A 12,373-nucleotide genomic window follows, 5' to 3' on the forward strand; every position below is an offset into this window, starting at 1 on the left:
CTAACGGAACTCAGCGACAAGCTGGATTTCCCCAACGATTGCATCGTTGAAGGCGGACAGGTCTTCGGCCGGGATCCAGTATTCCAGATGCGCCCGGCTGCCGGCATGCTGGACGCTGTAACGGTCCAGAAAGCTGCGGCGCACCTCGAAACGGGTCACGAAACCTGATCCGCTCGCGGGCACATTCCAGTCTCGGGCGATCTGGGTGGCATAGGCCTCGCTCGTTACCGGATAGAAGATCGGCTGATCGGCAAGTCGAGGAGGAAAGGCGCGCATCCCTGAACTCTGGATCAACTCCAGTTCGCGTGGCCCAACCGGACGCCAAAGTGTCACCGTGTCAATTCGTTCGTTCATGGCCGCATCATGTCTTTGACTGATTTCAGGAGCCTTGAGGCGAGATAGGATATTGAGCGGAGAAACTGAGCAATTGCAGTAACCGGATTGCAAGAGCGCTCTGTGATGGTGCATCTGTGCAGGATAGTCCGGCTGATACCGGACGAAATGGAATGTGATTTTTCGCGGTAGCCAGGCAGTCTCTAAATAGTGCCGGGTTTGAAGTCAGAGTCGGGGGAAGCGCCATGTGCGGTATCGTTGGAATAGTCGGTAACTCGCCGGTCGCGCCGCTTATCGTCGATGCGCTGAAAAGGCTCGAATATCGCGGCTATGATTCGGCCGGCGTCGCGACCATCGATCATGGCCATCTCGCCCGTCGCCGTGCCGAAGGCAAGCTGATCAATCTCGAGCGCCGGCTGAAGGACGAACCGCTCGGTGGCACGATCGGCATCGGCCACACGCGCTGGGCAACGCATGGCGTGCCGAACGAGACCAATGCGCATCCGCATTTTTCCGACGGGCTCGCCATCGTCCATAACGGCATTATCGAGAATTTCGCCGAATTGCGCGATGAGTTGATCCGCGACGGCTATACGTTTTCCTCGCAGACCGACACCGAGGTCGTCGCCCATCTGGTGGCGCGCGAACTGGCCAGGGGCCTGAAGCCGGTCGAGGCCGCGCATCAGGCGCTGAAGCGGCTGGAAGGCGCCTTTGCGCTGGCCATCATGTTTAAGGGCGACGAGGATCTGATCGTCGGCGCCCGCAATGGCCCGCCGCTGGCCGTCGGACATGGCGATGGCGAGATGTTCCTGGGCTCCGACGCCATCGCGCTTGCCCCGTTCACCAACTCGATCACCTATCTGGAAGACGGCGACTGGGCGGTAGTGCGCCGCAACGACGTTGCCATCTTCGACATGGACGGCAACAAGGTCGACCGCAAACGCCAGCAGTCGCTCAGCACGAGCTTCATGGTCGACAAGGGCAACCGGCGCCATTTCATGGAAAAGGAAATCCACGAACAGCCGGAAGTGATCTCGCACACGCTGGCACATTATGTGGATTTCGTCGGTGGCGTCTCGAAGCCGCTCGACCTGCCATTCGATTTCGCCAAGATCGACCGGCTGGCGATTTCGGCCTGTGGCACCGCTTATCTCGCCGGGTTGATCAGCAAATACTGGTTCGAGCGCTATGCGCGACTGCCGGTCGACATCGATGTCGCCTCGGAGTTCCGCTACCGCGAGATGCCGCTGTCGAAGACCGATGCCGCCTTCTTTATCTCGCAATCGGGCGAGACGGCGGACACACTGGCGTCGCTGCGCTACTGCCGCAAGGCCGGCATGAAGATCGGTGTTGTGGTCAATGTGCGCGAATCGACCATGGCGCGCGAATCCGACGTCATCCTGCCGACACTGGCCGGCCCGGAGATCGGCGTCGCCTCGACCAAGGCGTTCACCTGCCAGCTCTCCGTGCTGGCTTCGCTGGCGGTGCGAGCTGGTATGGCGCGTGGAACCATTTCGCCCGAGCAGGAGAAGACACTGGTGCGCGCGCTATCCGAAGCGCCGCGTTACGCCAACCAGGTGCTGAAGCTCGATGGGCAGATCGAAAAGATCGCTCGCGACCTCTCGCACTACAAGAATGTACTTTACCTCGGCCGCGACACCAATTTTCCGCTGGCCATGGAAGGCGCGCTGAAGCTCAAGGAAATTTCCTATATCCACGCCGAAGGCTATGCCGCCGGCGAGCTGAAGCACGGGCCGATCGCACTGATCGATGAGAACATGCCTGTCATCGTCATCGCCCCGCACGACCGCATCTTCGAAAAGACGGTGTCGAACATGCAAGAGGTGGCGGCGCGCGGCGGCAAGATCATCCTGATCACCGACAGCAAGGGCGCTGCACACGCTACGGTGAAGACGATGGAGACGATAGTTTTGCCGGACGTGCCGGAAATCATCTCGCCGATCATCTACGCGCTGCCGATCCAGATGCTCGCCTATTTCACCGCCGTGTTCATGGGCACGGACGTCGACCAGCCTCGCAACCTGGCGAAATCGGTAACGGTGGAATAGGTCTCGTTTAAAAACTTCGCAATTCCAAAGCGCCTTCGGGTTCAGTAGTGTCGCGTTGCAAACACACGCTGCGGTGAACCATGTCGGATGCTCTCAAGACCTCAGGCATGACCCGGCTGAGAAACTATTTCCTGACCGGCTTCGTCGTTTGCGCGCCATTGGCGATCACCGCCTACATTGCCTGGTCGCTTATCGGCTGGGTCGATTCCTGGGTGAAACCCTACATCCCGGTACGCTACAATCCGGACACCTACCTGCCGTTTCCAGTGCCGGGTTTTGGGCTGATCGTTGCCCTGATCCTCATCACCTTTATCGGTTTCCTGACAGCCAATATCGTCGGTCGCGCCATCGTCAACTTCGGCGAGCGCCTGCTTGGCCGCATGCCGCTGGTGCGCGGCATCTACGGCTCGCTGAAGCAGATTTTCGAGACCGTGCTGTCGAACAAGGGCGACATGTTCCGCCAGGTCGGGTTGGTCGAATATCCGCGCAAGGGGGTCTGGTCGCTGGTCTTCGTCGCCAGCGAGAAGGAAACCGAGATCAACCAGAAGCTCGACCAGCAAGGCGATCCGCTGATTGCGGTGTTCATGCCGTGTACGCCTAACCCGACTACGGGCTTTCTGATGTATGTACCGAAATCCGACATCGTGCTGCTCGACATGACGATCGAGGACGGAGCCAAGCTGATCGTTTCGGCCGGCCTGGTGGCGCCGGCGGTCAAAATGGTGACGGTGAACGGCGAGCAGATCCACGGCGCGCTCGCCAATCCGCCGCTCGACGCGATGCCTCAGCCGGCGCGCAGGAGCCGCACGGCCTCGTCGCGGCCGAATAGATAGAGCAGCAGGCGCAGCGCCGTGCCGCGTTCGGACTGCAGTTCCGGATCACGCGACAGAATCAGCCGCGCATCGTCGCGGGCGGCCTCGAGCAGGTCGGCATGCGCCTCGATGCGCGCCACCTGGAAGCCCGGCGTGCCGGATTGGCGGGTGCCGAGCAACTCGCCTTCGCCGCGCAGCTTCAGATCCTCTTCGGCGATGCGGAAGCCGTCCTCGGTCTCGCGCATCACCGACAGCCGGCGTTTGGCCGTCTCGCCAATCGGGTCCTTGTAGAGCAGCACGCAGGACGACGGCTTGTCGCCGCGCCCGACCCGGCCGCGCAATTGGTGCAACTGGGCAAGGCCAAAACGCTCGGCATGCTCGATGACCATGATTGTTGCGTCAGGCACATCGACGCCGACCTCGATCACCGTGGTGGCGATCAGGATGCGCGTTTCACCCTGCTTGAAGGCGCGCATCGCCTCGTCCTTGTCGGCGCCCTTCATGCGGCCATGCACCAGGCCAATCCGATCACCGAACAGCGGCTTCAGCGAGGCAAAACGGTCCTCGGCCGACATCAGCTTGATCTCCTCGGATTCCTCAACCAGCGGACAGATCCAGTAGATTTTCTGGCCATCGGCGACAGCGTCGAGCATGCGGCCGATCAGCTCGTCGAGCCGTTCAAGCGGCAAGGTGACGGTGCGGATCGGCTGGCGGCCGGCCGGCTTTTCCGTCAGCTTCGACACGTCCATGTCGCCGAAGGCAGTCAGCACCAGCGTCCGCGGTATCGGCGTTGCCGTCATCACCAGCATGTCGGGCGCATCGCCCTTGGCGGTGATGGCAAGGCGCTGGTGGACGCCGAAACGGTGCTGCTCGTCGACGACGGCGAACACGAGGTCATGGAACGTCACCGTTTGCTGGAACAGCGCATGGGTGCCGACGACGATGTCGATGTCGCCATTGGCCAGCCCGGTCAGCGTGTCGGCGCGCTCGCGGCCGTTTTCGCGGCCGGTGAGGATGGCGACGCGCAAGCCGGACCGTTCCGCCAACGGCGCAATCGTTGCGAGATGCTGGCGCGCCAGGATTTCGGTCGGCGCCATCAATGCCGCCTGGCCGCCTGCCTCGACGGCACGCGCCATGGCAAGCAGCGCGATCACCGTCTTGCCGGAGCCGACGTCGCCCTGCAAAAGGCGCAGCATGCGTTCGGGGTCGCCAAGATCGGCGTTGATTTCGGCAAGCGCCATTTCCTGCGACATGGTCAGCGAATAAGGGAGTGCCGCGCGCAATTGTTCGACTATGCGGCCGTCGCCAACGAGTGGCCGGCCCGATAATCGGCGGACCTTGGCCCGGACCAGCGCCAGCGATACCTGGCCGGCCAAGAACTCGTCATAGGCAAGGCGCCGCCACGCCGCGCCGTCGACGGAGACGTCGATCGGGTCGGCAGGATTGTGGACCCGGGTGAGCGCATCGCCGAAAGCAGGAAAGGCGTGGCGGCGCCGGAACTCGCCGTCCTGCCATTCGGGCAGCACCGGCAGGCGGGCCAGCGCTTGGCCAATCGCCCGGCGCAGCACCTTGCCCGAGAGCCCGGCGGTCAGCGGATAGACCGGCTCGACCAATGGGAGGTTTTCTGCGTCGCCGGCAAGTGCGATATGGTCGGGATGAACCATGGTCGGGCGGCCGTTGAACCATTCCATGCGGCCCGAGACGACGACATGCTCGCCTACGGGCATCGCTTTTTCGAGATAGGCGGCATGGGCATGGAAGAAGGTCAGCGCGATCTCGCCAGTGTCGTCATGGGCGTAGACCCGGTAGGGTACCGACCTGTTGCCACGCGGCGGCGGCTGGTGGCGGTCGATGCGCACATCGAGCGTGACGATTGCGCCCTCGGCCGAACCGGCGATGCCCGGCCGGTTGCGGCGATCGATGACAGTATGCGGCAGCACGAACAAGAGGTCGCCGGCGCGCGCTGCCCGGTCGCCGAGATCCGCCGCCACGACTTTCTCGATCAATACGCCAACCTTCGACCCGACGCCAGCAAGCGAGGTGATCGGGACAAACAGCGGATCGAGGAGGGAGGGACGCATGATGTCAGCTTATGTTGCGCCGGCCGGAGCGCAAGGCTGACACCGCCTTCTATCCACGCTATATGCGCCGCCTGGGCAAGGATGTTGCACGATGACCGGAACGACTCGATCAAGCGAGGGGCTCGATACCCGCCGCCGCAAGCTTCTGTTTCGTTCGTGGCACCGCGGCATGCGCGAGATGGACCTGATACTCGGCAGCTTCGCCGATGCCGAGATCGGCGCCTTGACCGGCGACGAAATCGACCAATATGAGAGGCTTCTCGACATTCCCGACACCGAATTCCTGCCTATCGTCACCGGCGAGCGCCCGGTTCCGACGGATATAGATTGTGCCGTCCTGCAAAAAATCCTGGCTTCGCGCCGGGACATGACCTTCTGAACAACGTGTAGCCATGAGCCTTATCCCTACGATCGGTCTGCCGAAAGGCCGCGCCGGCCAGTTCATTGTCGATGGCGTCGCCGACGGCTACGAAGCCTTTGCGCTGGTGCAGGCTGCGCACGAGATCGCCCCTGACAAGCCGGTGCTTTTCGTGGCACGCGACGGCCAGCGTCTGCCGGCGATCGTCGAGGCGCTTGCCTTTGCCGCGCCGGGCCTGCCGGTGCTGGAACTGCCGGCCTGGGATTGCCTGCCTTACGACCGCGTCTCGCCCGGCGCCGATGCCGCCGCAAGGCGGCTCGATGCGCTGGCAGCAATGATTGCGCTGGCGAAGAGGCCGCACCGCGCCGTCATTCTCACCACCGCGAATGCGTTGCTTCAGCGCATTCCGCCGGCGGAACTCGTCGAGGCGCAGACCTTTCACGCCAAGCCCGGTAACCAGATCGACATGAACGTACTGGTGTCGCGGCTGGAGACTTCCGGCTTCGAGCGGGTACCGACGGTGCGCGGCATCGGCGAATTTGCAGTGCGGGGCGGCATCCTCGATCTCTTCGCGCCCGGATGGGCGGAGGCGCTGCGCCTCGATTTCTTCGGCGATACGCTGGAATCGATCCGCGTCTTCGACACCGCAACACAGAGAACCACCGGCCAGCGCAAGTCGATGGCGTTGCAGGCGATGAGCGAGGTGGCGCTGACGCCGGAAACCATCAGCCGCTTCCGCCGTGCCTATATCGAAGCCTTTGGCGCACCCTCGCGCGACGATGGGCTCTATGCGGCGGTCAGCGAGGGCAGGCGGTTTGCCGGCATGGAGCACTGGCTGCCGTTCTTCTATGAGCGGCTGGAAACCGTCTTCGACTATCTACCCGACGCGCCTGTGGTTTTCGACCATCTGGCGCATGAGGCACTGGCCGAGCGCCACACTCTGATCCTCGACCACTACGAAGCGCGCAAGAAGCAGGCCGACGGCGCCTTGAAGGACGCGGTGCCCTACAAGCCGGTGCCGCCGGATCTGCTCTATCTGTCGCCAGAGAACCTGATTGCCTCGCTTGGCCCGCGCGAAGCAATAGACTTCACGTCGTTCGATGCGCCCGATGCCGGTGCGAAAAAGGTGTTCCATGCCGGCTCGCGCCACGGCCGCAGCTTCGTCGAGGAACGCGCCGACCCTAGCGCCAACGTTTTCGACGTCGTCGTAAAACACATTTCCGACGAGCGCGCTGCACGCCGCCGCGTCATCGTCGCCGGCTGGACCGAGGGTTCGCTCGACCGGCTTGGTCAGATCCTGGCCGAGCATCATCTTGGCAATCTGAAGCCGGTGGCGACGCTTGCCGAAGCCGAAAGGCTTGAGCCGGGGCAGGCGGGACTGGCCGTGCTGCCGCTCGAATCCGGCTTCGAGACGGAGAAACTGGTCGTTGTCGCCGAGCAGGACATTCTCGGCGACCGGCTGATCCGACGCTCGAAGCGCAAGAAGCGCGCGTCCGACTTCATCGCCGAGGCTTCGGCGTTGTCCTCGGGCGATATTGTCGTCCATTCCGATCATGGCATTGGCCGTTTCATCGGGTTGCGTACCATCGAGGCGGTTGGTGCGCCTCACGATTGCCTCGAAATCCACTATGCCGGCGATGATCGGCTGTTCCTGCCTGTGGAAAACATCGAGCTGCTGTCGCGCTATGGCTCGGATTCGGCCGAGGCGACGCTCGACAAGCTTGGCGGCGGCGCCTGGCAATCGCGCAAGGCGCGGCTGAAGAAGCGCCTGCTCGACATGGCCGGGCAGCTGATCCGCATCGCCGCCGAGCGGCAGATGCGGGCCGCACCGGCGCTGGTGCCGGCGGAAGGCCTCTATGGCGAGTTTGCAGCGCGTTTTCCCTATGAGGAGACCGATGACCAGCAGACGGCGATCGATTCGGTCATGGATGATCTAGGCGCCGGAAAGCCGATGGACCGGCTGATCTGCGGCGATGTCGGCTTCGGCAAGACCGAAGTTGCACTTCGCGCCGCCTTCATCGCGGCGATGGAAGGCGTTCAGGTGGCGGTGGTGGTGCCGACGACATTGTTGTCGCGCCAGCATTTCAAGACCTTCTCGCAGCGCTTCTCGGGCCTGCCGATCCGTGTCGCCCAGGCCTCGCGGCTGGTCGGCGCCAAGGAACTGGCCGAGGCCAAGAAGGGCATCGCCGAAGGTCAGGTTGACATTGTCGTCGGCACGCACGCGCTGCTCGGCTCCTCGATCTCGTTCAAGAATCTCGGCCTGCTGATCATCGACGAGGAGCAGCATTTCGGCGTCAAGCACAAGGAACGGCTGAAAGACCTGAAGACCGACGTCCACGTCCTGACTTTGTCGGCGACGCCGATCCCGCGAACGTTGCAGCTTGCCTTGACCGGCGTGCGCGAGCTGTCGCTGATCGCTACGCCGCCGGTCGACCGCATGGCAGTGCGCACCTTCATCTCGCCCTTCGATCCGCTGGTCATCCGCGAAACGTTGCTGCGCGAGCGCTACCGTGGCGGCCATTCCTTCTATGTCGTGCCGCGCATCAGCGATCTCGCGGAAATCCATGATTTTCTGCGCGAATCCGTGCCTGAGCTGAAAGTGGCGGTGGCGCATGGCCAGATGCCGCCGGGCGAACTCGACGACATCATGAACGCCTTCTATGACGGCCAGTACGATGTGCTTTTGTCGACCACCATCGTCGAATCCGGCCTCGATATCCCGACCGCCAACACGCTGATAGTGCACCGCGCCGATATGTTCGGACTGTCGCAGCTCTATCAGCTGCGCGGCCGTGTCGGCCGTTCGAAGGTGCGCGCCTACGCGCTGTTCACACTGCCCGCCAACCGCAAGCTCACCGATACAGCCGAGCGTCGGCTGAAAGTGCTGCAGTCGCTCGATACGCTCGGCGCCGGTTTCCAACTGGCTAGCCACGACCTCGATATCCGCGGCGCCGGCAATCTGCTCGGCGAAGAGCAGTCGGGCCACATCAAGGAGGTTGGTTTCGAGCTCTACCAACAGATGCTGGAGGAGGCGGTGGCCGAAGTGAAGGATTCCGGCGAGGTGCAGGACGGCGGCTGGTCGCCGCAGATCGCCGTCGGCACAGCGGTGATGATCCCGGAAAGCTATGTCCCGGACCTGCAGCTCAGGCTGGCGCTCTATCGCCGTCTTGGCGATCTCGAAAATACGGAAGAGATCGATGCTTTCGGCGCCGAGCTGATCGACCGGTTCGGGACGCTGCCAGAAGAGGTAAAACATCTGTTGAAGATCGTCTTCATCAAGGCGCTTTGCCGCAAGGCCAACGTCGAGAAGCTCGACGCCGGGCCGAAAGGCGTCGTCATCCATTTCCGCAAGCGGGAATTCCCCAATCCGGTCGGGCTGGTCAAGCTCATCGGCGAACAGGGCTCGCTGGCCAAGATCCGGCCCGACCAGAGCGTCGTCTTCAGCCGCGACTGGCCGACCCCCGAAAAGCGGCTGGCAGGCTCGGCGGTTGTCATGACGCAGTTGGCACGGCTGGTGGAGAAGGCGGCGGCGTAGCAGGGTGTCGCTGGTGCTCTGGGCACAGCCGCACCGGCACTTTCACCGTGCCGTGCCCATTCGCCACGCGGCCAATTCCGGTCTAGAATAGGAAATCGGCTTCGTGTATGGAGCCGCGACCCCATATTGGGCGGATTGGCGGGCGATGGCGTCCGTGCGAAAGAGCGTTGGGTGCTTCGATGACGAAATGGTCGCCGAATTCGTGGAGAGCTAAGCCGATCCAGCAGGTTCCTGCCTATCCGGACCTTGTCGCGCTGAGGAACACGGAAGCCCAGCTCGCCACCTTTCCGCCGTTGGTTTTTGCAGGTGAGGCGCGCAAGCTGAAGAAGCAGCTTGCAGCCGTCGCTGCCGGGGACGCATTCCTTCTGCAGGGTGGCGATTGCGCCGAGAGCTTCGCCGAGCATGGCGCCGACAATATCCGCGACTTCTTCCGCGTCTTTTTGCAGATGTCGGTGGTACTGACCTTCGCCGGCGCGCAGCCGGTGGTGAAGGTCGGCCGTGTCGCCGGCCAGTTCGCCAAGCCGCGCTCGTCCGACAATGAGACCAAGGGCGGTGTGACGCTGCCCAGCTATCGCGGCGACATCATCAATGGCATCGAGTTCGATGCCAAGTCGCGCATTCCCGATCCTGCGCGGCAGGAGATGGCGTACCGCCAGTCGGCGGCGACGCTCAACCTGTTGCGCGCCTTCGCCCAGGGCGGCTACGCCAGCCTGGAGAACGTGCATCAATGGATGCTCGGCTTCGTGTCCGACAGCCCGCAGGGCGAGAAATACGAGTCGCTCGCCAACCGCATCACCGAGACGATGGACTTCATGAAGGCCGTCGGCATCACCTCGGAGACCAATTACGCACTGCGCGAGACCGATTTCTACACCAGCCACGAAGCGCTGCTGCTCGGTTATGAAGAGGCGCTGACCCGCGTCGATTCGACTTCGGGCGACTGGTACGCCACCTCCGGCCACATGATCTGGATCGGCGATCGCACGCGCCAACCCGACCACGCGCATGTCGAATACTGCCGTGGCATCAAGAACCCGCTCGGCCTGAAATGTGGCCCGTCGCTGACGCCGGACGGCCTGTTGCAGCTCATCGACCTGCTCAATCCGGAGAACGAGCCTGGCCGGCTGACGCTGATTGCCCGCTTCGGTTCCGATAAGGTCGCCGAACATCTGCCCAAACTGGTGCGCGCGGTGCAGAAGGAAGGCCGCAGCGTGGTGTGGTCGTCGGATCCGATGCATGGCAATACCATCGAGGCCGCCGGCTACAAGACACGGCCGTTCGACCGCATCCTGAAGGAGGTGCAGACCTTCTTCGAGGTGCATCGCGTCGAAGGCACGCATCCCGGCGGCATCCACATCGAGATGACCGGCAAGAACGTCACCGAGTGCACCGGTGGTGCCCGCGCCATCACCGCCGAAGAGCTGCAGGATCGCTACCACACCCATTGCGACCCGCGCCTCAATGCCGACCAGGCGATCGAGTTGGCCTTCCTGGTGTCCGATCTGCTCAAGAAGAGCCATCCGGTCCAGCACAAGCAGGCCGTCAACGGCTGATGCGATCTGAACTTTGATATATTGAAAAAGCGCCGGAGAAATCCGGCGCTTTTTGTATTCAATCCGGCGGGCGTCGCATTTGCTGGTGCGTAACGCGCGCAAAACTGGAATCCTGCCAAGCGATGGCAATTGCATTGGGAGGCCGAGATGGCTGACAGTCACAGCGGATCATGCTTGTGCGGGGCAGTGCGGTTGCAGACGCGAGGACCGCTACGCGGCGTTATCTACTGCCATTGCTCGCAGTGCCGAAAGCAGAGCGGGCATTTTTATGCCGCGACCAATGTCGCCGATCGCGACATCACAATCGCCGGCGCAGAGAACGTCACCTGGTACGAGGCATCTTCGTTTGCCAGGCGCGGTTTCTGCAAGACATGCGGATCGCTGCTGTTCTGGAAACCGATGGAGGGTGGCTACGTTTCGGTCATGGCCGGCCTGTTCGACGCGCCAACCGGACTTCAAGGGGAATGTCATATCTTCGTCGGCGACAAGGGCGATTACTACGCGATCGACGATGGGCTGCCGCAGTTCGAGAAGTCGACGCCGTCGATCAAGGTAGCAGACGGCTGATTTTTGAAGAGGCCGCCTTATTCCCTTGATCCAGCCATTGCGCTATCCCCTGCCGGTGATTCCGAAGGGTTTTGGCATGCAGCGGCTGATCGACGCTTTTTACAATTCGGTGCGGGCGTTTCGCAAACTGGCCGCCGGCGAGGAGGCCTTCCAGCTGGAACTGGTCCTGCTTGTGCTTGCGCTGCCGCTCGGCTGGTTCCTTTCAGAATCGTGGCGCGGCTATGCCCTGCTGATCGGCGCGGTGCTGCTCATGATCATGATCGAAGTGCTGAACACCGGCATTGAGGCGGCATGCGACGCGTTCAGCCGGGAATTCAACATCGACATCCAGCTGGCCAAGGATTGCGGTTCGCTGGCAGTGCTGATTTCGGTGGTGATCGTCGCTGGCGTCTGGGGCGTCGCAGTCATCGAGCGCATCGTTGGGGTACCGATCTGAGGTTTCAGGCACCACATGCCGGTTAATCGAGGAGACCGATATGGCCGATACCGCCGGATTTCTGCTGCTTGAACGTGAGGGCCTGCCGGACGATCTGCGCTGGCTGGTGGAAAAATATCCGCGCGAGGACTGGCAGGCGCATGCCAACATCCACGGCATGGCCAATATGTGGCTGCAGCGGCACGACATGTTCCGCGACCTTGGCGGCATGCTCACTAACGGCATTGGCGATTATCGTGAGGGCAGGCTGAACGCGCCGGAATTCGCACGCTGGTTCGCGCCGCGCCTGAATCATTTCCTCGGCAATCTCGATGGCCACCACAATGTCGAGGACCATCACTATTTCCCGGTCTTCGCCAGGGCCGAGACTCGTCTGAAGCGCGGCTTCGAAATCCTGGATGCCGATCACCACACAATCCATGAGGGACTGGAGCGCAATGCCGAGGCGGCAAATGCCTTCATCGGCACGCTTCAGGAGAGCGAGGACAAACAGCGCTTCGCCGCCGATGCCTATGCCGACGAGAACAGCCGGCTGATCGCCATGTTGACCCGGCATCTTGCCGACGAGGAAGACCTGATCATTCCGCTGATCCTCGAGAAGGGCGACCGCGCGCTCGGCATTGATTGAC

General features: G+C 62.6%; 10 protein-coding genes. 8 read left to right on the plus strand and 2 right to left on the minus strand.

The genetic code is table 11. The features are described from left to right. The gene (locus NKJ09_RS01430) at nt 1–354 is read right to left on the minus strand and encodes a hypothetical protein (RefSeq protein ID WP_031194321.1); all 354 of its coding nucleotides are present in this window, start codon (nt 352–354) and stop codon (nt 1–3) included. A gap of 224 nt (nt 355–578) precedes the next feature. Here NKJ09_RS01430 and glmS point away from each other — a divergent pair, with 224 nt between their 5' ends. Together glmS and NKJ09_RS01440 are read left to right on the plus strand one after the other, a co-directional pair. Further along, nucleotides 579–2,402 (plus strand): glutamine--fructose-6-phosphate transaminase (isomerizing), encoded by a 1,824-nt coding sequence (glmS, locus tag NKJ09_RS01435; protein ID WP_023720095.1) that lies wholly within the window; start codon nt 579–581, stop codon nt 2,400–2,402. Nucleotides 2,403–2,482: 80 nt separating this feature from the next. Then, nucleotides 2,483–3,235: a DUF502 domain-containing protein gene (locus NKJ09_RS01440; protein ID WP_031194320.1), complete on the plus strand. Its 753-nt coding sequence runs from the start codon at nt 2,483–2,485 to the stop codon at nt 3,233–3,235. Here NKJ09_RS01440 and recG read toward each other — a convergent pair. Further along, nucleotides 3,187–5,295 carry an ATP-dependent DNA helicase RecG gene (gene recG, locus NKJ09_RS01445; protein ID WP_352482208.1) on the minus strand — a complete coding sequence of 703 codons (2,109 nt, stop codon included), beginning with the start codon at nt 5,293–5,295 and terminating at the stop codon, nt 3,187–3,189. The genes NKJ09_RS01440 and recG overlap by 49 nt on opposite strands. A 91-nt stretch (nt 5,296–5,386) precedes the next feature. Between recG and NKJ09_RS01450 the strand changes: the two genes are divergently transcribed. The 6 genes from NKJ09_RS01450 to NKJ09_RS01475 all read left to right on the plus strand — a co-directional run bounded on the left by NKJ09_RS01450 (nt 5,387) and on the right by NKJ09_RS01475 (nt 12,372). Then, nucleotides 5,387–5,674, plus strand: a complete 288-nt coding sequence (locus tag NKJ09_RS01450; RefSeq protein ID WP_023720093.1) for a succinate dehydrogenase assembly factor 2 — start codon at nt 5,387–5,389, stop codon at nt 5,672–5,674. 13 nt (nt 5,675–5,687) lie between these two features. Continuing rightward, nucleotides 5,688–9,188: a transcription-repair coupling factor gene (gene mfd, locus NKJ09_RS01455; protein WP_352495352.1), complete on the plus strand. Its 3,501-nt coding sequence runs from the start codon at nt 5,688–5,690 to the stop codon at nt 9,186–9,188. Nucleotides 9,189–9,367: 179 nt separating this feature from the next. Then, entirely contained in the window at nt 9,368–10,741 is a 1,374-nt protein-coding gene (locus NKJ09_RS01460) for a class II 3-deoxy-7-phosphoheptulonate synthase (protein ID WP_352482211.1), read from the plus strand. Nucleotides 10,742–10,888: 147 nt separating this feature from the next. After that, nucleotides 10,889–11,308: a GFA family protein gene (locus NKJ09_RS01465; protein ID WP_352482212.1), complete on the plus strand. Its 420-nt coding sequence runs from the start codon at nt 10,889–10,891 to the stop codon at nt 11,306–11,308. A 76-nt stretch (nt 11,309–11,384) separates the two neighbouring features. After that, nucleotides 11,385–11,744, plus strand: a complete 360-nt coding sequence (locus NKJ09_RS01470; RefSeq protein ID WP_023720089.1) for a diacylglycerol kinase — start codon at nt 11,385–11,387, stop codon at nt 11,742–11,744. A gap of 40 nt (nt 11,745–11,784) precedes the next feature. Beyond that, on the plus strand, nt 11,785–12,372 hold the full coding sequence (locus NKJ09_RS01475; protein WP_023720088.1) for a hemerythrin domain-containing protein: 588 nt from the start codon (nt 11,785–11,787) through the stop codon (nt 12,370–12,372). Nucleotide 12,373: the final 1 nt, after the last annotated feature.

The sequence above is a fragment of the Mesorhizobium sp. M0189 genome (assembly GCF_040322135.1).
Taxonomy (GTDB): domain Bacteria; phylum Pseudomonadota; class Alphaproteobacteria; order Rhizobiales; family Rhizobiaceae; genus Mesorhizobium.

Excerpts from the sequence above, each read along its gene's own strand:
- glmS (WP_023720095.1), top strand. The coding sequence starts at position 579 with ATGTGCGGTATCGTTGGAATAGTCGGTAACTCGCCGGTCGCGCCGCTT.
- NKJ09_RS01430 (WP_031194321.1), bottom strand. The coding sequence starts at position 354 with ATGAACGAACGAATTGACACGGTGACACTTTGGCGTCCGGTTGGGCCA.
- NKJ09_RS01465 (WP_352482212.1), top strand. The coding sequence starts at position 10,889 with ATGGCTGACAGTCACAGCGGATCATGCTTGTGCGGGGCAGTGCGGTTG.
- NKJ09_RS01460 (WP_352482211.1), top strand. The coding sequence starts at position 9,368 with ATGACGAAATGGTCGCCGAATTCGTGGAGAGCTAAGCCGATCCAGCAG.
- NKJ09_RS01475 (WP_023720088.1), top strand. The coding sequence starts at position 11,785 with ATGGCCGATACCGCCGGATTTCTGCTGCTTGAACGTGAGGGCCTGCCG.
- NKJ09_RS01440 (WP_031194320.1), top strand. The coding sequence starts at position 2,483 with ATGTCGGATGCTCTCAAGACCTCAGGCATGACCCGGCTGAGAAACTAT.
- NKJ09_RS01450 (WP_023720093.1), top strand. The coding sequence starts at position 5,387 with ATGACCGGAACGACTCGATCAAGCGAGGGGCTCGATACCCGCCGCCGC.
- mfd (WP_352495352.1), top strand. The coding sequence starts at position 5,688 with ATGAGCCTTATCCCTACGATCGGTCTGCCGAAAGGCCGCGCCGGCCAG.
- recG (WP_352482208.1), bottom strand. The coding sequence starts at position 5,295 with ATGCGTCCCTCCCTCCTCGATCCGCTGTTTGTCCCGATCACCTCGCTT.
- NKJ09_RS01470 (WP_023720089.1), top strand. The coding sequence starts at position 11,385 with ATGCAGCGGCTGATCGACGCTTTTTACAATTCGGTGCGGGCGTTTCGC.